The organism is Streptomyces sp. BJ20, assembly GCF_022869105.1.
Lineage (GTDB): Bacteria > Actinomycetota > Actinomycetes > Streptomycetales > Streptomycetaceae > Streptomyces > Streptomyces griseoincarnatus.
This window is the reverse complement of sequence record NZ_CP094918.1, coordinates 3,293,582-3,315,740: the sequence shown is the minus strand read 5'-3', so window position 1 is coordinate 3,315,740 and position 22,159 is coordinate 3,293,582. Positions and strand designations below refer to the sequence as shown.

The window sequence follows — 22,159 nt, the reverse complement described above, 5'->3', positions numbered from 1 at the left end:
CCGCGCGCCGCCCCCGACGCGCCCACCGGAAGGACCACCATGATCTCCACCCTCCTGTCCCGCCGCGGCGGGCCGGACGGTGACACCGCCCCCCGTCTCCTCTTCGGCGCCGACTACAACCCGGAGCAGTGGCCCCGCTCCGTGTGGGAGGAGGACGTCCGGCTGATGCGGGAGGCCGGCGTCAACGTCGTCTCCGTCGGGATCTTCTCCTGGGCACGGCTCCAGCCGACGGCGGACACCTGGGACTTCGGCTGGCTGGACGACGTGCTCGGCCTGCTGCACGAGGGCGGCGTCGGCGTCGACCTGGCCACCGCGACCGCCTCCCCGCCGCCGTGGCTGACCACCGCCCACCCGGAGGTCCTCCCGGTGACCGCGACCGGCGAGACCCTGTGGCCGGGCGCCCGCCAGCACTGGCGGCCCACCTCGCCCGTCTTCCGCGAGCACGCGCTGCGCCTGGTCCGCACGCTCGCCGAGCGGTACAAGGACCACCCGGCACTGGTCGCCTGGCACGTCAGCAACGAGCTGGGCTGCCACAACGTGTACGACTACTCCGACGACGCGGCCCGCGCCTTCCGGGAGTGGCTGCGCGAGCGGTACCGCACGCTGGACGCGCTCAACGACGCCTGGGGCACCGCGTTCTGGTCGCAGCGCTACTCCGCGTGGGAGCAGATCCTGCCGCCGCGGCTCGCCGCCTCCCACCCCAACCCGACGCAACAGCTGGACTTCAAGCGCTTTTCGTCGGACGCGCTCAAGGACCACCTGCGCGCCGAGCGGGACCTCCTGCGGGAGATCACCCCGGACGTGCCGGTCACCACCAACTTCATGGTGATGGGCAACACCAAGGGCATGGACTACGCGGACTGGGCGGACGAGATCGACTTCGTCTCCAACGACCACTACGTGCACCCCGGCCCGCAGGACCGCGACGAGCTCTCCTTCTCCGCCAACCTCACCAGCGGCATCTCCGGCGGCCGGCCCTGGTTCCTCATGGAGCACTCCACCAGCGCCGTCAACTGGCAGCCGGTGAACGTGGCCAAGCGCCCCGGCGAGCTGGCCCGCGACTCCCTGCTGCACGTGGCGCACGGCGCGGACGCGGTCTGCTTCTTCCAGTGGCGGCAGTCCGCGGCGGGCGCGGAGAAGTACCACTCGGCGATGGTGCCGCACGCCGGCGCGGACAGCGACCTGTTCCGCGCGGTGACCGAACTCGGCGCCACGCTCAAGAAGCTGGCGCCGGTGGCCGGCAGCGAGCGGGAGCCCGCCCCGGTCGGGATCGTGTACGACTGGGACTCCTGGTGGGCGAGCGAGCAGGACTCGCACCCCACGGCCCTGCTGCGGTACCGGCAGGAGGCCCTCGACTGGTACTCGGCGCTGCTCCGTCTCGGCATCCGCGCCGACCTCGTCACCACCCGCTCGGACCTCCGGCGCCACCAGGTGCTGATCGCGCCGGTGCTCCACGTGGTGCCCGCCGACCTGGCGAAGACCCTCACCCGGTACACCGAGCAGGGCGGCCACCTGATCACGACGTACTTCTCCGGGGTCGTCGACGAGCACGACCACGTGTGGCTCGGCGGCTACCCGGGCGCCCTGCGGGACCTGCTGGGCATCCGCGTCGAGGAGTTCGGGCCGCTGCTCGCCGGGGACAGCGTGGAGCTGGACGACGCCACCACCGGCACCCTCTGGACCGACCGGATCACGGTGACCGCCGACGACACGGACGTCCTCGTCCGCTACCGCACCGGCGAGCAGGCCGGCCGTCCCGCCGTCACCCGGCGTCCCTCGGGCCGCGGCACCGCCGCGTACGTCTCCACGCGGCTCGGCGTGGACGGGCTGGCGGCGCTGCTGCCGCGTCTGCTGGCACCGGCCGGCGTGGAGAGCGAACTGCCCGCCGAGGCGCGGGGCTCGGTCGAGCCGGTGGTGCGCCGGGGTCCCGAGGGCCGGTTCCTGTTCCTGGTGAACCGGACCGACGACACCGTCCCGGTGCCGGGGCTCGACGGCGAGGTGCTGCTCGGCGACACCGGCGACGACGACGCCCTCACCCTGGGCCCGCGCGCCGTCGCCGTCCTGCGGCAGCCCGCCTCCTGACCGGCGGTCGTACCCCCCGGAACGGCACGGGCCGTTCCCGGGGGCCTCTTTCTCCCGGCCGTGTGCGCGGCCGGGCGTACCACCAGAGCGCGACCCACACACCCCACTGTTGGGAGCACACCGATGGCACGCACCCGCGACAGACGGCTCCTCACGGCCACCGGCCTGACCGCGGCCCTGGTCGCCGGGGCCGCGCTGGCCTCCGGCCCCACGTCCGCAGCCGAGGCCGCCGACCCGCCGTCCGTCACCGTACGGCCCGACCCCTCCTACCGGCAGCAGCCCTTCGAGGGCTGGGGCACCAGCCTCGTCTGGTTCGCCAACGCCACCGGCGACTACCCGCCGGAGATCCGCGAGAAGCTGGCGCGGCTCGTCTTCGGCGACGACGGACTGGCCCTGAACATCGCCCGCTACAACGTCGGCGGCGGCAACGCCCCCGACGTCGAGGACTACCTGCGGCCCGGCGGGGCGGTCGAGGGCTGGTGGAAGGCGCCCGCCGGCACCACCCGCGAGGACACCGGCTGGTGGGACCCGGACGACCCCGCCGACTGGAACGGCCGGGCCGACGCCACCCAGCGCTGGTGGGTCGACCGGATCAAGAAGGACATCACCCACTGGGAGACCTTCAGCAACTCCCCGCCCTGGTTCATGACGGTCAGCGGCTACGTCTCCGGCGGCTTCGACGCCACGCGCGACCAGTTGAGGAACGAGTCGGTCGACGACTTCGCCGCGTACGTGGCGGGCGTGACCCGGCGGCTGGAGAAGGCGCACGGCATCGAGGTCGCCACCGTCGACCCCTTCAACGAGCCGAACACCGACTACTGGTCCACCCGTCTCGGCCCCGACGGCGAACCGGTCGGCGGCCGCCAGGAGGGCGCCCACATGGGCCCCGAGCTCCAGGAGAAGGTGATCCGCGCGCTCGCCCCGGCGCTGCGCGAGGCGGGCACCAAGGCGCGGATCTCGGCGATGGACGAGACCAACCCGTCGCTCTTCGCCCGCAACTGGTCCGTCTACGGGCCCGAGACGCGGTCCCTGGTCGGCCAGTTGAACGTCCATACCTACGGCACCGGACAGCGCACCACCGTCCGTGACATCGCCAAGGCCGAGAACAAGCGGCTGTGGATGAGCGAGGTCGAGGGCGACTGGGGCGACGGGCAGAGCTTCACCGACATGCGCCCCGGGCTCGGCCTCGCCACGCGCATCGTCGACGACCTGCGCGAACTGGAGCCCCGCGCCTGGGTTCTGGCAGCCGGTCGAGGACCTCGACAACATGAAGCCGGGCGGCGAGTCCGCCAAGGGCGGCAACTGGGGCGAGATCCAGGTTCCGTTCAGCTGCACCGCCGAGGACACGCCGGCGACGTGTCCCGTCCGCACGAACACGAAGTTCGACACCGCCCGGAACTTCACCCACTTCATCCGGCCCGGCGACCGGCTGATCAAGGTGGACGACACCTCCAGCGCGGCGGCGGTGAGGCGGGACGGCAAGGGCGCCTCGGTCGTCCACGTCAACGACACGGCGACGGCGCGTGAGGTGACGGTGGATCTCTCCAAGTTCCGCCGGATCGTGCCCGAGGCGACCGTCACTCCCGTGGTGACCAGCGCCGACGGCAAACTGGTGCGGCACCGGGCGGTCCCGGTCACCGGCGGGTCGGCCACCGTCACCGTGCCCGCGCAGTCGGTGACGACCTTCGTGGTCGACGGCGTCCGCGGGGTCGCCGAGGACGCCCCGCTGCTGCGCGAGGGCCGCACCTACACGCTGACCGGCGCGCAGAGCGGCAAGGCGCTCACCCTGGCCGGCAACGGGACCGGTCTCGTCATCGCGGGCGGCGACGGCTCGGGGGCCCAGCGGTGGCGGCTCGGTGCCGTGCACCGGGACGACGGGACGCGCCAGCGGTACGAGTTCACCAACGGCGACCGGCGTCTGACCGTAAGGGACGACGTGCCGGTGGCCGCGCCCCGCACCGGGCGGCCCGATCCGGCCGCGCAGTGGATCGCGTCCACGACCGGCGACGGCACCTGGACCCTGGTCAACGCGGCCACCGGACGGCTGCTCGAAGTCGGCGGTCAGGCCACGCACGAGGGCGCGGCGGTGACCACGTGGCCGCCCAACTCCGGGGCGAACCAGCGGTGGAGGATCGCGGACGCGACGAGCTGATCCCGCTCCGGTGTGACTGGCGGCCCGGCGCGTGACGCACCGGGCCGCTCATCCCTGCGGCTGGCCGACGGTGACCACGCGCGCCCACTCCGGCGGGGTGTCCCGCCGGTACTCGGGATCCTCCTCGCGGGTCCTGCGAGGCGGGCGGGGGAACAGGCCGACCACCGTGCGGCGGAGCGGCCGTGACGGCGGCCAGCGGGTCTGGCCGTCGGTGAGGACCACGAGCACGTCGGGGCGGGGACGCGCGCCGAGCGCCCGGGTGACACCGGCCCGCAGATCGGTGCCGCCGCCTCCGACGAGCGGAATGCCCTCCGCGCGGCACAGCCGGTGCACCTCGTGGGGCGCGGCGTCGCACGGCACCACGGACACCAGGTCGCGGCGCCCGCCTACGGCACGGGAGATCGCCGTCACCTCCAGCAGGGCGCTGCCCAGTTCGGCGTCGCTGACCGAGCCGGAGGTGTCGACCACGACGGACACCCGGGGCGGGGTGCGCCGCAGGCTGGGCAGCACCGCGCCGGGCACACCGGCCGATCGCCTGGAGGGCCGGCCGTAGCCGTAGTCGTCGCCCGAGCCGGACGCGGAACGGCGGAGCGGAGCGCCGCGCCGAGCAGCTCCCACCAGGGCTGCGGCGGGTGGAACACCTCCTCGGCCCATCGCCGCCAGCGATTCGGCGTCCTGCCGGGCCGGCCGACGATGCCCTGGGCCACCCGGAAGCGGACCGCGTCGCGTTCCTGGTCGGTGAGGGCGTGCGCGCCGTCCGGGCCGAGGTCCCACTCCCGTTCGAGGCCGTCGGCGCCGCTGCCGCAGTCCAGCCAGACCATGGTGCGGGTGTGCGCGCCGAGGCGGAACCGGCACAGGTGGTCCTCCATCAGCAGCCCGGACTCCAGGCCCAGCGCCCCCGGCAGGACGACGCCCTCGGGCTGCGGCAGCACGTCCCCGTACGCGTCGTCGTTGATCTCGCAGTCGGCGGCGATGTTCATCCGCAGCCGCTCCCCCGGCCCGTCGATCCCGCGTGCGCGGGCCACGCGATCGCCGCGGCCGTGATGGTCGCCCAGCAGGTGGGACACCTCGTGCACCCAGACACCGGCCAGCTCCTCCAGCGACGTGGCGGCGACGAACGTGGGCGAGGCGTAGCACCGCCAGTACCGGTCGACGGCCATCGGGCCGCGGCGCACGCCCCGGCCCCGGTCGCCGGAGCGGCGGCGGGCGGTCGCGGTCTCGGTCATGGTGGGCGGCACGGCGTACTCGCGTACGCGCCGCCAGAGGGAGAGACGGGAGTCCTCGTCCACGGGGCGTGGGTGCATCAGCACTCGCCTTGCGTGGACGGGACCTCCCTTCTGTGAAGGAAGGAGGTGGTCATCGCCGTCAGATCAGTGCGCCGTGGATCACCCTGTCAGGTGGTTTTTCCGGAACGGGGCTGCCATGTCGTCGGAAACGTGCGGTAGTTGCGGTGTGAGTCGACCACTCGTACGGGAATCAATTGTCATGAACCTGCGGCCCGACGGTCGGGCCGCGGTCTCATGGAGGTGTGGGATGCACCGAAGACTCGCCGCCGCACTCGCCACCCCGGCCCTCGCCCTCGTGGGCGTCCTCGGCACGGCCACCGCCGCGGACGCGGCTCCCGCCGACAAGCCACAGGTCCTGGCCGGCTGGACCCAGACCAGCGCATCCAGCTACAGCCAGTGGGCCGCCGCACGCTCCAACCAGGGCGCCTGGTCCGCCTACGGGTTCGACTGGTCCACCGACTACTGCTCCTCCTCCCCCGACAACCCCTTCGGCTTCCCGTTCTCGAACGCCTGCGCCCGGCACGACTTCGGCTATCGCAACTACAAGGCCGCCGGTTCCTTCAGCGCCAACAAGTCCCGGCTCGACAGCGCCTTCCACGAGGACCTCAAGCGCGTGTGCAACGGCTACGGCGGCGCCACCAAGTCCGCCTGCAACAGCACCGCCTGAACCTACTACCAGGCCGTCAAGGCCTTCGGCTGACCCTCGTCCACCGAGCAGACACCGAGAGAGCACCGCGGGACACCGCGGGCCTCGCAGCCGGGTGACAACTCCCCGCCGCGAGGCCCGTGGTGACCTCCCGCGTCCGTCAACGGCGGGCGCGCACCAGCACGTAGAGGAAGTACGGCGTGCCGATGACCGCCGTCATCAGGCCGGCGCCCAGCTGCGCCGGGGCGATGACGGTGCGCCCCAGCAGGTCCGCCGTGCACACGAGCACGGCGCCCAGCAGCACCGCGACCGGCAGCACCCGGGTGTGCCGGCGGCCGACCAGGGCCCGCGCCGCGTGCGGAGCCACCAGGCCGACGAAGCCGATGGTGCCCGCGGCGGCCACGGCGGTCGCCGTCAGCAGCACGCTCAGCACGAGGAAGCCGAGCCGGCCCCGCGCGAGGTCGAGGCCGAGGAGTCTCGGTGTGTCCTCGTCCAGGGAGACCAGGTCGAGCTCCCGGTGCCGTACGCCCGCCGCAGCCACGCCGACCGCGAGCACCGCCGCGAGGGGCAGCACGTCGGGCAGGTCACGGCCGTAGGTGGAGCCCGACAGCCAGGTGAGCGCCTTGGTGGCGTTGAACGGGTCGGTGAGCACGATCAGCAGGCTGATCACTGCGGTCGTCCCGGACGCCACCCCGATGCCGACGAGCACCAGCCGGTTCTGCTGGAAGCCTCCGCGTGCCGCGAGCCCGAACACGAGGACCGCGGTGAGCGCGGATCCCGCGAAGGCGGCGGCCGAGACGCTCCATCCCCCGGCCATCGGGACGGTGGTCACCAGGACGACCGCGCCGAGCGCGCCGCCTCCGGAGACGCCGAGGACGGCGGGTTCCGCGAGCGGGTTGCGGGTGACGGCCTGGACGAGCGTGCCGGCCAGCGCGAGGGCGGCGCCGGCGAGGAGCGCGGCGAGCACCCGCGGGGTGCGCGTGTCCAGGACGAAGGAGACCGTCCGGCCCGCGTTGCCCCGCGCCCAGTGGGCCACGTCGCCCAGCAGCAGTTTGTGGTCGCCCAGCAGCAGCCCCGCGACGGCGACGCCGGCCAGGGCGAACACCAGCGCCGTGAGCGTGACGACGAAGACCCTACGGCTGCGGATGCTGAGCCTGTCGGGTGCGGCTGTGCCGCCCGTGTCGCGCAGCCGGGCCGCCATCACCACCAGGAACGCCGCCCCCACGAAGCTGGTGACCACACCGGTGGGCACCGCGACGGCGGTGTCGGCGTCGATCATGGCGCGCAGCAGCACATCCGCGCCGAGCACCAGCGCGGCACCGACGAGACCGGTGACCGCGGCGCCGACGCGCAGGCGCCGAACGCCGCGGACCCAGCGGGCGGGCGGGCGGGCGAGCGCCGGGGCGCACAGGCCGACGAAGCCGATCGGTCCCGCGAGGGTGACGGCCGCGGCGGACAGCAGCGTCGCCAGCACGACGGCCGTGACGCGGGTGGCCCGCACCGGCACGCCGAGGCCGCGCGCGGTGTCGTCGCCGAGCGCGAGGGCGTCCACCCGGCGCGCGACGAGGAACAGCCCGGCGAGCCCGATGACGACGACGGGCAGCATCTGCAGCACGCCGTCGAAGCCGTTCTGGCCGATGCTGCCCTGGTTCCACTGGTAGAGGCCCTCGGTCTCCTCCGGGAACAGCAGGAGCAGCCCCTCGGTGACGGCGGTCAGGCCGAGCGCGAGCGCGGTGCCGGCCAGCACGAGCCGTACGGTGCCCGCGCCGAGCCCGGACAGGCCGAGGACGACGGCCGCCGCGCCCAGACCGCCCGCGAAGGCGACGGCCGAGGAGGCGATCAGCGGCAGCGACAGGCCGGTGACGGCGACGACGCCGAGGGCGAAGTAGGAACCCGCGTTGACGGCGAGGGTGTCCGGGGACGCCAGGACGTTGCGGCTGACGGCCTGGAGGGCGAGGCCCGCGACGCCCAGGGCGGCGCCCACGAGCAGCCCCGCCGCCATCCGGGGCAGCCGCGAGGCGATGACGACGGACGCGTCGCCCGGGTCGGCCCGGCCGGTGAGGGCCTTGAGGACCTCGGCCGGGCCGACCGCGGCCGTGCCCTGCGTGACGTCGACGACGGCGAGGGCGGCGACCAGGAGCACGAGCGCGGTCGTCACCGCGGCCGCGCCCGCCCGGGACGGAACCGTCTCCGGGCGGACGGTGGGAGGGGTGGCGGTGACGGCCATGGGCTACTTCGTCAGCGCCGCGACGAGGGCGTCGACGTAACGCTCCATCGAGCCGGTGCCGCCGAACATCCATATGCCGTCGTCGAGGCGGTGCACGTCGCCGGACTTCACGAACGGCAGCGACTTCCACACGGCGTTGTTCTTCAGTTCGTTGCCGAACGGGTCGCTGGCGGCGTCCTGCTCGTTGCCGATGTAGGCGAACTGCACCGTGCCCAGGGCGGTCAGGCCCTCGACGTCGGTGGCGGCGAGGCCGTACGCCTCGTCGCCCTTGAGCTTCCACGCGTTCTTCAGGCCGAGCCGCTCGTTGACGCCGCCGATGAGCGAGCCGGAGGTGTAAGGGCGCAGGGAGACCTGGTTGGAGACGACGTAGCCGTCGGAGAAGGCGATCTCGGCGCCCTTCAGGCCGGCGTCCTCGAGGGCCTTGGCGCCCTCGGCGAGCTTGGCGTCGAAGTCCTTCTTCAGGGTGGCGGCCTGCTCGGTGGTGCCGGTGGCCTCGGCGATGAGGTCGAGGTTCTCCAGCATCTGCCCGACCGGGTCGGAGGCGTCGGCGGACTTCACCTCGAGGACCGGGGCGATCTTGCGCAGCTGCTTGACCGCGTTCGGCTGGAGGTCGGTGGTGGCGACGATGAGGTCGGGGTTCAGCGCGGCGATGGTGTCCGTGCTGGGCTCGCCGCGGGTGCCGATGTCCTTGGCGTCGTTGGTGAGCGGTACGGCGCTGTCCCAGGTCTTGTAGCCCTTGACGTCGGCCACGCCGACGGGCTCCACGCCGAGGGAGAGGAGATGCTCGACGACGTTCCACTCCGTGCCGACGACCTTCTTGGCGGGGCCGTCGAGCTCCACCTTGGCGCCGGACGCGTCGGTGAGGGTGATGGGCTCGGCCGACGCCTTGGGCGCCTCGTCGGCCGCGGGTTCGGTGGTGCCGCAGGCGGCGAGCAGCAGGGCAGCGGCGGCGGCCAGGGGCGCGGTGCGCAGGAGGCGTCTCATGAGGTGGTGCTGAGCCTTTCGCTTCGGGTGTGGTGACGGCCGAGGGCGCGGGTGCGCAGGCGGCCGGTGAGGGGGTCGGTGTCGACCTCGATGCGGATGCCGTAGACGGCGGTCAGCCGCTCGGGGGTGAGGACGGCTTCGGGTGCTCCCTCGGCGACGACGCGTCCGTCCGCCAGGAGCACGATGCGGTCGGCGACGGCGGCCGCCTGGTCGAGGTCGTGCAGCACGACCCCGACGGCGATGCCCTGGTCGTCCGCCAGGTCGCGTATCAGGTCGAGGAGTTCGACCTGGTAGCGCAGGTCGAGGTAGGTGGTGGGCTCGTCGAGGAGCAGCACGCCGGTCTCCTGGGCGAGACAGCCGGCCAGCCAGACGCGCTGGAGCTGTCCGCCGGAGAGGTGTTCGGCGCCGCGGTCGGCGAGGTCGGTGACGCCGGTGAGGGCGAGGGCGCGGTCGACGGCGGCCCGGCCGCCCGGGTCGGTGCCGCCCCAGCGGCCGCGGTGCGGGTAGCGGCCGAACTCCACGACGTCGCGCACGCTGAGGCCGCTGGGGGTGGGCCGGCTCTGCAGCAGCAGCGCGACGTGGCGGGCGAACTCCCGGGGGCCGAGCGCGAGCGCGTCGGTGGCGGCGTCGAGCGTGAGCGCGGCGTGCCGGGGGCGCTGGAGCCGGGCGACGGTGCGCAGCAGGGTCGACTTGCCGCTGCCGTTGGGGCCGACGAGCGCGGTCACCTCGCCGGGGCGCAGTGTCAGCTCCGCGGCGTGCACGACGTCCGTGCCGTCGTACGCCACGGTCACGCCGGTGGCCGCCAGTTCATGCCCTCGCAGGCCCGAGGACGCGTCTTCACCTGGAATCACGCGGCAAGGTTAGCCTACCCTTAATTCGGGTGACAGGGGGGTGGCCCGCGGGAGCCCGAAGGCGCGGGGCGCGTCCGGGCGCGCGGGGCGTCAGAACGCGTAGCGCACGCCCAGCCAAGGGGTGCGGCGCTCGATGAGCTCGCGGAGTCCCGCGAGGGCCTGGCGTTTGACGCCCGCGTGGTAGCGGAGGTTGAGGGCGCCGTTCTGGGAGCGCTTCGTCTCCTGCAGCCCGGGCTGCCACAGGACGTCCTCGCCGCGCGGGTGCCAGCGGAGGTTGACCTCGTGCAGGTCCGCGTTGTGGGTGAGCATGATGACCTCGGCCAGCGCCTGGCGCTTCACCCGCTCGGGCAGGACGTCGTCCATCTGCCGCAGCAGTTCGTCCCACGCGTCCTGCCAGCCGGGGCGGACCACGACGGGCGACAGGTTGAAGTGCACCTCGTAGCCCGCGTCGAGGAAGTCGGCGGCGGCGGCGATCCGCCGGTCCACCGGGCTGGTGCGCAGGTCCAGCAGGCGGGAGTCGTCGGCCGGCATGACGGAGAAGCGGATGCGGGTCCGGCCGCGGGGGTCCAGGTCCAGCAGGTCCGGGTTGACGAACTTGGTCGCGAACGACGCCTTCGCGGTGGGCCAGTCGCGGAAGGCGTGGATCAGGTCGGCGGTGTTGTCGCAGATCAGGGCGTCGACCGAGCAGTCGCCGTTCTCCCCGATGTCATACACCCACGCCTCGGGGTCGCACTGGTTCGGTTCCGTCTTGGGGCCCTGCGCGGCGACGTGACGGCCGAGGTGGGCGACGAGGGCGTCGATGTTCGTGAACAGCGTGATGGGGTTGGCGAAGCCCTTGCGGCGGGGGACGTAGCAGTACACGCAGGAGAGGGCGCAGCCGTTGGAGGGGCCGGGGGCGATCCAGTCCGCGGAGCGGCCGTTGGGGCGGGTGGTGAGCTTCTTCCTCACGCCGAGGACGAGAGTTTCCCGCTTGACGCGCATCCAGCGGTCCGCGCTGCCCTCGTTGCCGTGCAGGTCGGGGATGCGCCAGTGGGAGGGGACCTCGACGAGGCGGGCCTCGGGGAAGCGGGCGAGGATCTGACGGCCTCGGGGGGAGGCGGCGGCGGCCGGTTCGGCGTGGATCTCCTTCACCGCGAGGAGGCGGTGGGCTTCGCGGGAGTCGCGGAAGTGCGAGGAGGTCGGTGCCGTCGGCTCGGGGCGGGGCATCTCGTCGATGCCGAAGAGGGGCTCTTGGTGGGGCATGGGTCGGCTTCCCGGGTGGAGGTGACGGGCGCTGCCGCCGCTGTCCAGGGTACGGCTGCGGGCCGGTGGGAGCCTGCCGCGCCGTTCCCCGCGCCCCTTGAGGGGTGGTACCGGCCCGGTACGGGTTCGGGCCCGGTGGGGGTTGATCGCGCAGTTCCCCGCGCCCCTCTTGGGGCGGCACCGGTCCGATTACGGGTGCGGGTCCGGTGGGGGCCGAGCGCGCAGTTCCCCGCGCCCCTGAGGGTGTGCACTCACGGTGAGTGCAGCCCACCCAAGGGGCGCGGGGAACTGCGCGATCAACCCCCACTCGGCCGCAGCCGCCCCGCGACCGCGGGCCCAGGGGCCGTGGGCGCTGCCGTTACCCGCCGGAGGTGAACCGTTCCCAGACCCGGTGGGAGGCGAGGAGCGTGCGGACCTGGTCCAGGGCCGACGGGCCGGAGTCCGTCACCACGACACCCGGCGCGTCGGCGGGAACGCCAGCCGACGCGAGTGCCGCCTCACCCCCCGCCCACGCGGCGATCGCCTTCCCGTGCCGGAACGCCTCCTGGAGGAGCTGCACGACCCGGGGATCCGGCGCGGCCGGCGCAGCCCCCGGCGCACCCTTCCCGTCCGTGGCGCCCGGCGCGTCCGGCCCCGCCGCCGGCGGCCCGGCGAGCATCACCGCGTCGAACTCGATCGACCGCGCCGTGACGTGGCTGCGCTGCGCCGTGAGGGCGTGGTCGCCCGTACCGACCGTGCCGCCCGTCGGCGCGACGACCAGCGGGATCATGCCGGCCTCCAGCACGGCGTCCCGCACCGCGTGCACCCCTTCGAGGTCGCCGTCGGGGCCGGTGAGGATGCCGATGACGCGCCCGTCGACCGGCCAGGTCCCGCCGACCTGGGACAGCGCCGGGCTCGGCTCGACGTCGGCGAGCGGCACCGTCGGCTCCGGTGCGGGCAGGCCGAGGCCGTCGGCGACCCGGGAACACAGCTCGGGGTCGATGTTGGCGAGCACCTGGAGGGTGCGCACCCGGATGGCCTCCTCGTAGCACTTGCCCAGCTCGAAGGTGTACGCGCCGATGATGTGCTCGCGCTCGACCGGGCTCATGGAGAGCCAGAAGCGGCGGGGCTGGCTGCAGTGGTCGGAGAAGGACTCCGGCGCCTCGCGTACCTTCCGTCCCTCGGGGACGGTCACGGGCGTCTCGATGTAGGCGCCCATGTCGGCGCCCGCGGTGAACGGGCAGCCGCCGTCGAGGGAGTTGGGCTGGTAGGGCGCGACACCCCGGTGCACGGCGGTCTGGTGCATGCCGTCGCGCAGCATGTCGTTGACGGGCGCGTGCGGCCGGTTGATGGGCAGCTGCGGGAAGTTGGGGCCGCCGAGCCGGGTGATCTGCGTGTCGAGGTAGGAGAACAGCCGGCCGGCGAGCAGCGGGTCGTCGGTGACGTCGATGCCGGGCACGAGGTGGCCGACGTGGAAGGCGACCTGCTCGGTTTCGGCGAAGAAGTTCGACGGGTTGCGGTTGAGCGTCATCAGCCCGATCGGCTGCACCGGCGCGAGTTCCTCCGGCACGATGTTCGTCGGGTCGAGCAGATCGATGCCCTCGAAGGTCTGGTCCGGGGTGTCGGGGAAGGTCTGGATGCCCAGCTCCCACTGCGGGTAGGCGCCCGCCTCGATCGCGTCGGCGAGGTCCCGGCGGTGGAAGTCGGGGTCGTTGCCGTTGATGAGCTGCGCCTCGTCCCACACCAGGGAGTGCACGCCCAGCTTGGGCTTCCAGTGGAACTTCACCAGGGTGGTCCTGCCCTCCGCGTTGACGAGGCGGAAGGTGTGGACGCCGAAGCCCTCCATCATCCGGTACGAGCGCGGGATGCCGCGGTCGCCCATGAAGAAGAGGGTGTGGTGGGTGGCCTCGGTGTGCAGGGAGACGAAGTCCCAGAAGGTGTCGTGGGCGCTCTGGGCCTGGGGGATCTCCCGGTCGGGGTGCGGCTTGGCGGCGTGCACGACGTCGGGGAACTTGATGGCGTCCTGGATGAAGAAGACCGGGATGTTGTTGCCGACCAGGTCGAAGACGCCCTCGCTGGTGTAGAACTTCGTCGCGAAGCCGCGCGTGTCGCGCACGGTGTCGGCGGAGCCGCGCGAGCCGACGACCGTGGAGAAGCGCACGAAGACCGGCGTCTCGACGTCCGGGGCGAGGAACCCGGCCTTGGTCACGGCGGACGCGGTGCCGTAGCTCTGGAAGACGCCGTGCGCGCCGGCGCCGCGGGCGTGGACCACGCGCTCCGGGATGCGCTCGTGGTCGAAGTGCATGATCTTCTCGCGCAGGTGGTGGTCCTGGAGCAGGACCGGGCCGCGCGGGCCCGCCTTGAGCGAGTGGTCGGTGTCGTACAGCCGGGTGCCCTGGGCGTTCGTCAGATGGCTGCCGGACTGGGCCATGCGCGCCTGGTCGGCGCCCGTGGGGGATCCGGTGGGCGAGACGGTGGCCGGACCGCTCTGGTCGGGCTTGGGCGGCAGCGGCTCACGGGGTTCCACCGGCCGCTCCACCGTGGGCGGTTCGGGGGCGGGACGGCCGGGGATGCCGTCGGCCGGGGCCGACGTGCCGCCCTGCAGGGTCTCGGTGACCTTCTTGGCGGCGCGACGGACGGGGTTGGCCTCGCTCATGGATGAATGCTCCTCCGCTTCGGACCGGCCACGTCGGGGTGGCCGTGCTGCTTCACGTGCCGACTGCGGGTGACCCCGGGACGCAAGGTGCGAAAGGGACGTCGACCTCCGTCAACGTCTCATGGCTCGTTGTCCCGCGCAGGAGTCGCCCGCCGTTGGAGTGACCCCGGACCCCCGGCCCCCGCGTCACACCGGGCGGCTCTCCGCGCACCCTCCCTCTCCGTGGTCCGACCGCTCCCGCCGCGTACCCCTCACACCGGCTTCAAGACACATCGATTTCACGCCGCCGTACGGCGGAGGTGGCCCGTGGTCAGAAGAGCTGCCCCTGCTGGGCGTCGGGGGCCGTCCGGCGCGGGGCGGCGCGGCGCGGGGCGGGACGGCGCTCCGGGACCTCGTCACCGAAGAGCGGAGCGGTGCCGTACTCGTCCGGCTCGGCGGGGACGACGACGGGACCGGTGCCCACGTTGAGGCAGAGCGGGGCCTCGCTGTCGAAGTCCCCGGGCGTCATGGCCGTCCAGTCGCGTTCCCGACGCTCGCCCACCCGGCACCCCCGCTCCCCGTCCACCCGGAAAGGTTATCGGCAGGTCCGGTGCCCGCCGGACGCCGCGTCGTACGACGACACGGAGCGATGAGACGTAGGTCACACATGGAGGGCTGTCACACATCGCCGGGCTGTTCCGTCAGTGAAGCGACACCGCAACGACGGACCGACCTTGGAGAGCACATGAACGCGCGTATCGACTTCTTCGCCAACCCCGTCGCCGGCAAGGTGCTGCGGCACATCAACTCGGCGGGCAAGGCGGCGGGGGACGCCGGTCTGCCGCACGCCACCCAGGAGCTGGTGAAGATCCGCGCCAGCCAGATCAACGGCTGCGGCTTCTGCACCGACATGCACACCAAGGACGCCGCCGCCGCGGGCGAGACCCAGTTGCGCCTCAACCTGGTCGCCACCTGGCGCGAGGCCACCGTCTTCACGGAGGCGGAGCGCGCCGCGCTCGAACTGGCCGAACAGGGCACCCGCATCGCGGACGCGGCCGGCGGGGTGAGCGACGAGGCGTGGGCGAACGCCGCCAAGCACTACGACGACGACCAGCTCGCCGCGCTGATCTCGCTCATCGCGATCATCAACGCCTACAACCGGATCAACGTCATCAACCAGCAGCCCGCGGGCGACTACCAGCCGGGCCAGTTCGGCTGACGTCTCCCGCGAGCAGCTCACGTCTCCCGGAGAAGGGGCCCCTCCCGCCAAGGGAGGGGCCCCTTCCCGTCACATCTGGCCGAGCGCGGTGCGCAGGGCCGCCGGGGTGGCCGCCGCCCACGCCTGCGGCGAGCAGGAGTGCGGGTACGGCACCGGGGCGGGGGCGTCCGTGCGGCCGTAGCCGGCGAAGACCTCGGGCAGCCGGTAACCGCAGCGGGCGGCGGCCGCCGCGAGCCCGTCGGCGAGGGCACGCACCTCGTCGCCGAGGCCGTACCGGGCGAGGCCCAGCGCGATCAGGGCGTTGTCGTGCGGCCAGGCGCTGCCGCGGTGGTACGACAGCGGGTGGTAGGGCGTCTGCCCACTGGCCAGGGTCCGCACGGCCCAGCCGGAGAAGAAGTCCGGCTGCAGCAGCCGCCGCCCGGTGACGCGGGCCCGCTCCTCGTCGAGAATCCCCGACCACAGCAGATGACCCGCGTCGGAGCCCAGGGCGTCGGCCTGCCGGCCCGCGCCGTCCAGGGCGAGCGCGGGGAAGCCGGCCTCCGGCATCCAGAAGTCCCGCAGGAAACGCTCGCGCAGTCCCGCCGCGAGGTCGTCGAGGCGGCGGGCGTAGTCCTCGTCGTCCCAGACGTCCCTGGCCAGCCGGGCGGTGCGCAGCAGCGCGTCGTAGGCGTAGCCCTGGACCTCGGAGACGGCGAGGGGGCCCTCGGCCACCGTGCCGTCGGCGAAGCAGATGGAGCCCGGGGAGTCCTTCCAGTTCTGGTTGAGCAGGCCGCCCGGGTCCGGGGTGTAGACGAGGTAGCCGCGCTCCTGGAGTCCGCCGTCGGTGAGCATCCAGTCGACGGCGCGGCGGGCGTGCCGCTCCAGACGCGCGGCGAGCGTACGGTCGCCGGTGGTCTCCTGGTGGGCGTGCAGCAGGACCAGGAAGAGGGGCGTGGCATCGACGGTGCCGTAGTAGCGCCCGTAGGGGATCTGCCGGAAGTGGGCGAGTTCGCCCTTGCGCACCTCGTGGACGATGCGGCCGGGCTGCTCGCCGCGGAACCCGTCGTAGGTCTGTCCTTGGGTGGCGGCGAGCGCGCTGAGCGTGGCCGCCGCGGTCTCCGGCGCGTAGGGCAGCAGGAAGTGCGAGGTGAGGAGGGAGTCCCGGCCGAACAGGGTGAGGAACCAGGGGCTGCCGGCCGCGGGGACCGCGAGGTCCTCGCCGTCGACGCCGGCGGCGTGGACGGTCAGCAGGTCGAGGTCGGTCATGCCCTGGTCGAAGGCGCGGTCCAGGTCGGACGCGCCGGGCCCCGGGGTCTGCCGCGCCCGGGCCTGCTCGCGGGGGACGGGTGGGACCGGGGCGTGCGGTCGGGCGTGCACGATCAGGCGCAGCTCGGCCCGGCCGTGGGGCTCGAGGGAAAGCCGCCAGCGCAGGGTGCGGGCCGTGCCGCCGTCCGGCGTCTCGCGCACGGAGTCGGGGGCGGGCGCGCACTCCACGACCGTGCGGGCGTGCCAGTCGTCCCTGCGGTGGTCGAACCGCACGCCCCCGTGCACCGGCCGGGCGCTGTGCTCGGCACCCTGCCTCTCGTACGTCCGCCGGTCGGCGCGGAGTTCGAACAGGTCGGCGAAGTCGGCGTCGGCGGTGAGCTCCAGCTCGGCGGTGACCGGCTCGGGGAGGTTGCTGACGAAGGTGAGGCGCTCGGTGAGGCTCCCGCCCGTCACACTCTGGTCGCGGAACACCGTGTAGGCCGGCGGGGCCTCGCGGGTGCCGGGGGGCGTGAGGACGCTGACGGACGAGGCGCCGGCCGGGTCCTCCTCGGCCGGCCGGAGCGTGACCGGCGCGGCCCCGGCGACGCGGAGCTGCCAGCGGCTGAGGTGGCGCGCGTCGTGGGCGAACAGTCCGTCCGGCGCGGTGCCGCCCACGCCGTCGATGTCGCCGGCCGGGCCCAGTCGGGCGAGCGTGCCGTCGCGCACGAGCTGCACGCGCCCGGCGGTCTCGGTCATCGGGAGAGCTCCTCTTGGTCGGTGAGCGGCAGGTCGTACCCGGTGAGCACCGGGTCCGGGGCGTGGCCGGCCGGCGTCGGACCGGGGTCGTCACCCGTGTGGAGCAGGTCCAGGGCGAGGGCGGCCGTCCAGGAGAACTGCCGGGCGCCGCGGCCCTCGCCGGTCAGCGGGTCGACGTACTCGGCGAAGCCGGTGCGTCCGGCCTCCGCGACCACTGCCTCGCGCAGGCTCCGGGCGCGCGCGCCCCGGCCGTGGGTGCGCAGTCCGCGTTCGACGAGCCAGGCGGTGTTGAACCAGGCGGGGCCGCGCCAGTAGCGGGTGGCGTCGAAGGCCGGTCCGGTCAGGTCGTTGCTGGGGACGAGTCCGGTGGCGGGGGCCTGGAACCGCGGGCCGTCCAGGGTGTCCGTCAGGGCGCGGACGACGTCGGCGGGCAGGCCGGGCACGACGAGCGGCAGGAGTCCGGCGACGCCGGTGTGGTCGACCAGCGTGTCGTCGGCGAGGTCGCGCGCGCGGAAGATCCCGGCGGCGTCGTCCCACAGGCGGTCCACGAGCCTGCGGGTCAGCTCGGCGGCGCGCTCCGTGTGGCGGGAGCCGTCGTGTCCGAGGTGGTCCGCCATGCGGGCCAGGGCGAGTTCTCCGGTGACGAGGAGGGCGTTGAAGCCCGGGTCCTCCAGGGCGAACCGGTGCGTGGTGGCCCGGTCGTCGTAGCCGGCCGCGCGGTAGGTGGACGCGAGCCGCACGTAACGGCCGTAGTCCAGGTCGGTGGGCCGGTCGGCGGGGTCGCCGTGGTCGAGGTCGGCGCGGCGGAAGGTGTCGGCGGCCGGTTCGACGCGGGCGAGGGCACGGTCCCAGGCGGGGCTGTTGTCCATGCCGGGCTCCCACGGGTGGACGACCGCCGCCAGTCCCCCGCCGCCGAGGTCACGGCGGGTCAGGAGGTAGTCGTGCCAGGCGGTGAGGCGGGGCAGCACGCGGGACAGGAAGCCGCGCCGGGCGGACTCGGCGGGGTCGGCGCGGTGCACCAGCCAGGCGGCGAGGGCGTGCACCGGCGGCTGCACGATGCCGGAGGTCTCGGGCGCGGCGGGGGCGCCCGCGTCGTGGCCCGCGCGGGAGGACTGCCAGAAGTCGGGGCTCGGGAAGTAGGCGCCGTACGGGACTTCGGGGTTGAACACGATGTGCGGGATGCGTCCGTCGGCCCACTGGCCGGCCAGCAGGGACTCGAGTTCCTGCTGGGCGCGGCGCACGGAGAGGTGGCGCAGCCCGATGGCGACGAACGCCGAGTCCCAGCTCCACTGGTGGGGGTAGAGGGTGCGGGAGGGGACGGTGGAGGCGCCGGTCCAGTTGCCGAGGAGGACCCGCGCCGCACCGCGCCGCAGTGTCAGGTGGTCCGCGGGCGCGGTGGGCGCGGGCCGGCCGAGGGGGGTCTGCCGGTCGAGGAGGGACTTCACGCGCCGGACCTCTTCAGGAAGGCGGGGACGGAGCGGACGGCCTCCACGGGGTCGCCGGTGAGCCGGCATTCCAGGGCGAGGTGGCCGTCGTAACCGACGGTGTGCAGGGCGGCGAGCCAGGCGCGCCAGTCGAGGTGTCCCGCGCCGGGCTGGAAGCGGTTGGAGTCGGAGACCTGCGCGTGGCCGACGAGGTCGGCGTGGGCGAGGATCGCGGCGGCGGGGTCGGACTCCTCGATGTTCATGTGGTAGCTGTCGATGCCGATGCGCACCGAGTCGAGACCGGTGGCGCGGATCAGGTCGGCGGCCTGGTCGAGGCGGTTGACCATGTGGTCCTCGTAGCGGTTGAGCGGTTCGAGGAAGAGCGTGACACCTTCCCGGCGCGCGTGCTCGCCGAGTTCGGTCAGACCGGCGAGGAGGATCTCGCGGTCCTCGGCCTCGCCGCGCGGGGGTTCGAAGGGCGGCAGGCGGCGGGAGAACATGCCGTAGGAGGCGGGGGTCTGCGCGCCGGTGCCGCCGATCTCGGCGATGACGGTGAGCTGGGACTTCATCTGGGTGAGGGCGTCGCGGCGCAGGTCTTCGTCGAACGCGCCGAGGAAGTGGAGCATGTCGACGCACACGGTCGGCATGACGACGCCGTCCTTGCGCGCCTGCTTCAGCTCGTCGAGGCGGGAGGCGAAGTGCAGGTCGCCCTTGCCGCGGAGTTCGATCGCGTCGTATCCGGCCTGCTGGGCGAACTCCCATTTGGCCTGGAGGGTGTCTCCGGGCAGGAGTTGCTCCTGTACGGCGGTCTTGAGCATGTGGGGGGCCTTTCGGGCTCTCAGAATTCCAGGACGACCTGAAGGGCCTCGGCGGGCCGCTCGTCCAGCAGGACGTAGGCGTCCGCCGCGTCGGCGGCCGGGACGACATGGCTGACCAGGGAGGTGACGTCGACCTGGCCCTCCGCCACCAGCCGCAGGAAGGTGCGCTGGAGGCGTTCGACGCTCCAGCGTCCGGAGAGCTGGGGCGGCACGCCTCCGATCTGGGAGCAGACGAGCTGGACGCGGTTGTGGTGGAACTCGTCGCCGAGCCGGAGGCCGGTCCCGTCGCCCTGGTAGAAGCCGGAGGCGACGACGCGCCCGCCGACGGCGACGGAGCGGAGGGCCTCGTGCAGGGCGGGGTAGGCGCCGCTGATCTCGATGGCAAGGTCGGCGCCGAGTCCGCCGGTGGCCTCGCGGACGCGTTCGGCGACCTGGTCGGTGCGGGCGTTCAGCGTGGTGTGGGCGCCGTGGCGGCGGGCGGTGTCGAGGCGGCCGTCGAGGGCGTCGACGGCGGTGACGCGGGCGCCGCTCAGCTGGGCGAGACGGGTGGTGAGCAGGCCGATGACGCCCTGCCCGAAGACGGCCACGTCCTCGCCGAGGTGGATGTCGCCGGCCAGGACGGCGTTGTACGCGATGGCGCCGACCCGGGCGAAGGCGCCGGCCAGCGGGTCGAGACCGGCCGGGAGAGTGTGACCGATGACACGTTCGGCGGGAACGATTCCTTCGCTGCGATGTCCCCATATGCCCCATATGAGGTCACCTGTGATGGGAAGTCCGGGAGTGCCGTCCAGCTCCGGGGAGACCTCGACGACCTCGCCGACCTCGGAGTAGCCCCAGCCGGCCACCGGGTACTCGATGCCGGCCGCACCCTCGCGGAAGAGGCGCGCCTCCGGGTCCCAGGTGCGGGTCAGGTACGGGTTCGTGCCGCGGTACGCGGTGAGTTCGGTGCCCGCGGAGATGCCCGAGTAACGGGTGCGCACCCGCAGATGACCCGGCGGCAGGGGCTCTCTCTCGTGCTCGGCGATCTCCACATGACGGGGGCCGGTGAACTGGACGACGCGTTCCACGGATGGCTCTCCGGAGGGTGCGGTGGGCGGGTTGCGTCGACGATAGCTCTTACTTATGTCTTGTCAACAAGCAAAAGGGATGCTGAGATGCGCTGTCAGCAGACGTAAGTCGACACAAGGACGTGCAATGCGCTTGAGGACCCTGCGGTCGCGGATGACCGCGGTCGGCGTCGCGGCAGCCCTGGGGAGCGGGTTGCTGGCCGGCTGTTCCACCGGCGGCACCGGGCCCGGCGCCCCGGACCGCGAGATCAAGGTGTGGTCCCTGGAGAACCTCCCGGACCGGGCTGCGGCGACACGGAAGACCGTCGCCGGGTTCGAGAAGAAGACCGGGATCGACGTCCAGCTCGTCACGGTCGACGAGGGCCAGCTGCCCCAGCTGATCATGTCCGCCGCGGCGGCCGGTGAACTGCCCGACGTCATCGGCGCCGTGCCGATGGGCCAGGTCTGGCAGATGTACAGCAACGGCCTGCTCGACACCGAGATCCCGAAGCAGGTCATCGACGGGCACGGCCGGGACACCTTCAACGCCAACGCCCTCGAGCTGACCTCGGACGGCGCGACCAGCCTCAGCGTCCCCTCGGACTCCTGGCTCCAGCTGCTGGTGTACCGTCAGGACGACTTCGACGACGAGAAGCTGGCCGCGCCCGACACCTACGAGCGGGCGCTGACCGCCGCCGAGGCCCTCACCACCAAGGGCCACGACGGCGTCTCGGCCGCCACCGACCCGGGTGACGTCTTCACCTCGCAGAGCTTCGAGAGCATCGCCCTCGCCAACGACTGCCAGCTCGTCGACGACGACCACGAAGTGGCCCTCGACTCACCGCGGTGCCGGACCGCGTTCCGCACCTACGACAAGCTGGCCCGGGAGTACGGCGCCCCCGGCACGCAGACCGTCGACTCCACCCGCGCCACGTACTTCTCCGGCCGGTCCTCGATGATCGTCTGGTCCTCGTTCCTGCTGGACGAGCTGGCCGGCCTGCGCAAGGACGCGCTGCCCAGCTGCCCCGAGTGCCGCGAAAACCCGCGCTACCTGGCCGGCCACAGCGGCATCGTGACCTCCCTCAAGGGCCCGGACGCCGCCGAGCCCGCGCAGTTCGGCGAGATCACCTCCTGGGTGACGACGAAGACCGCGGAGACTGCCGCCTCCCGCGAGTTCATCCAGTACATGACGAGCGACGGCTACGAGTCGTGGTTCGGCATGGCCCCCGAGGGCAAGATCCCGGTCCGGCGCGGCACACGGGAGGACCCCGACCGCTACCTCGACGCCTGGCGCAACAGCGAGATCGGCGTGGACACCAGGAAGCCGTTCGACGAGGTCTACCCGCCCGAGCTGCTCGACCAGCTCGCCGACGGCGTCACCAACCTGCGCCGCTGGGGCATCACCCAGGGCGACGGCGCCCTGGTCGGCGCGACCAACGGCGAACTGCCCGTCCCCAAGGCCGTGGGCGCGATGACCAGCGGCCAGTCCTCCCCCGAGGAGACGGCACGCGAGGCCGACGAAGAGATCTCCGAACTGCAGCAGTCCCTCCAGTAGCAGCTTCCCGCACGCACGCCGCAAAGGTCCTTC

The 22,159-nt window shown here is 73.3% G+C and carries 14 protein-coding genes and 2 pseudogenes; 5 read left to right on the top strand and 11 right to left on the bottom strand.

Going from position 1 to position 22,159, the window contains the following annotated elements; translation table 11 throughout:
• The first annotated feature begins 39 nt into the window (after positions 1 to 39).
• The gene (locus tag MTR79_RS14995) at positions 40 to 2,082 is read left to right on the top strand and encodes a beta-galactosidase (RefSeq protein WP_086702138.1); all 2,043 of its coding nucleotides are present in this window, start codon (positions 40 to 42) and stop codon (positions 2,080 to 2,082) included.
• A gap of 123 nt (positions 2,083 to 2,205) precedes the next feature.
• Positions 2,206 to 4,234, top strand: a pseudogene (locus MTR79_RS14990) (RICIN domain-containing protein).
• A gap of 48 nt (positions 4,235 to 4,282) precedes the next feature.
• Here the strand turns inward: MTR79_RS14990 and MTR79_RS14985 are convergent.
• A pseudogene (locus MTR79_RS14985) lies at positions 4,283 to 5,394 on the bottom strand (VWA-like domain-containing protein); the annotation flags it as partial.
• 373 nt (positions 5,395 to 5,767) lie between these two features.
• Here MTR79_RS14985 and MTR79_RS14980 point away from each other — a divergent pair.
• Positions 5,768 to 6,187, top strand: a complete 420-nt coding sequence (locus MTR79_RS14980) for a phospholipase (protein ID WP_244790607.1) — start codon at positions 5,768 to 5,770, stop codon at positions 6,185 to 6,187.
• A gap of 139 nt (positions 6,188 to 6,326) precedes the next feature.
• Here MTR79_RS14980 and MTR79_RS14975 read toward each other — a convergent pair whose 3' ends face one another.
• From MTR79_RS14975 to MTR79_RS14950, 6 genes are all read right to left on the bottom strand, one after another.
• The gene (locus MTR79_RS14975) at positions 6,327 to 8,393 is read right to left on the bottom strand and encodes an iron ABC transporter permease (protein WP_244790605.1); all 2,067 of its coding nucleotides are present in this window, start codon (positions 8,391 to 8,393) and stop codon (positions 6,327 to 6,329) included.
• Positions 8,394 to 8,396: 3 nt separating this feature from the next.
• Entirely contained in the window at positions 8,397 to 9,377 is a 981-nt protein-coding gene (locus MTR79_RS14970) for an iron-siderophore ABC transporter substrate-binding protein (protein ID WP_244790603.1), read from the bottom strand.
• Positions 9,374 to 10,228 carry an ABC transporter ATP-binding protein gene (locus tag MTR79_RS14965; protein WP_107080773.1) on the bottom strand — a complete coding sequence of 285 codons (855 nt, stop codon included), beginning with the start codon at positions 10,226 to 10,228 and terminating at the stop codon, positions 9,374 to 9,376. Before MTR79_RS14965 ends, MTR79_RS14970 begins: the two co-directional genes overlap by 4 nt.
• Before the next feature lie 90 nt (positions 10,229 to 10,318).
• Positions 10,319 to 11,470, bottom strand: coding sequence for a spore photoproduct lyase family protein (locus MTR79_RS14960; protein WP_244790601.1), 1,152 nt, complete (start codon positions 11,468 to 11,470; stop codon positions 10,319 to 10,321).
• A 358-nt stretch (positions 11,471 to 11,828) separates the two neighbouring features.
• Positions 11,829 to 14,105, bottom strand: coding sequence for a catalase (locus MTR79_RS14955; protein WP_244790599.1), 2,277 nt, complete (start codon positions 14,103 to 14,105; stop codon positions 11,829 to 11,831).
• Positions 14,106 to 14,415: 310 nt separating this feature from the next.
• Positions 14,416 to 14,646, bottom strand: a complete 231-nt coding sequence (locus MTR79_RS14950) for a hypothetical protein (protein ID WP_048454804.1) — start codon at positions 14,644 to 14,646, stop codon at positions 14,416 to 14,418.
• A gap of 183 nt (positions 14,647 to 14,829) precedes the next feature.
• Here MTR79_RS14950 and MTR79_RS14945 point away from each other — a divergent pair, with 183 nt between their 5' ends.
• Positions 14,830 to 15,303, top strand: a complete 474-nt coding sequence (locus tag MTR79_RS14945; RefSeq protein ID WP_048454805.1) for a carboxymuconolactone decarboxylase family protein — start codon at positions 14,830 to 14,832, stop codon at positions 15,301 to 15,303.
• A 69-nt stretch (positions 15,304 to 15,372) separates the two neighbouring features.
• On the opposite strand, the gene MTR79_RS14940 is transcribed toward MTR79_RS14945, so the two are convergent.
• The 4 genes from MTR79_RS14940 to MTR79_RS14925 are packed head-to-tail and all read right to left on the bottom strand — an operon-like array spanning position 15,373 to position 20,592.
• Complete coding sequence (locus MTR79_RS14940; RefSeq protein WP_244790597.1) at positions 15,373 to 17,283, bottom strand: glycogen debranching N-terminal domain-containing protein; 1,911 nt, start codon at positions 17,281 to 17,283, stop codon at positions 15,373 to 15,375.
• The gene (locus MTR79_RS14935) at positions 17,280 to 18,728 is read right to left on the bottom strand and encodes a hypothetical protein (RefSeq protein ID WP_244790595.1); all 1,449 of its coding nucleotides are present in this window, start codon (positions 18,726 to 18,728) and stop codon (positions 17,280 to 17,282) included. Before MTR79_RS14935 ends, MTR79_RS14940 begins: the two co-directional genes overlap by 4 nt.
• Positions 18,725 to 19,525, bottom strand: a complete 801-nt coding sequence (locus tag MTR79_RS14930) for a sugar phosphate isomerase/epimerase family protein (protein ID WP_086702382.1) — start codon at positions 19,523 to 19,525, stop codon at positions 18,725 to 18,727. Before MTR79_RS14930 ends, MTR79_RS14935 begins: the two co-directional genes overlap by 4 nt.
• Positions 19,526 to 19,545: 20 nt before the next feature.
• Entirely contained in the window at positions 19,546 to 20,592 is a 1,047-nt protein-coding gene (locus tag MTR79_RS14925) for a zinc-binding alcohol dehydrogenase (RefSeq protein ID WP_107500443.1), read from the bottom strand.
• 127 nt (positions 20,593 to 20,719) lie between these two features.
• Here MTR79_RS14925 and MTR79_RS14920 point away from each other — a divergent pair, with 127 nt between their 5' ends.
• On the top strand, positions 20,720 to 22,126 hold the full coding sequence (locus tag MTR79_RS14920; protein ID WP_086702385.1) for an extracellular solute-binding protein: 1,407 nt from the start codon (positions 20,720 to 20,722) through the stop codon (positions 22,124 to 22,126).
• The last annotated feature ends 33 nt before the right edge of the window (positions 22,127 to 22,159 follow it).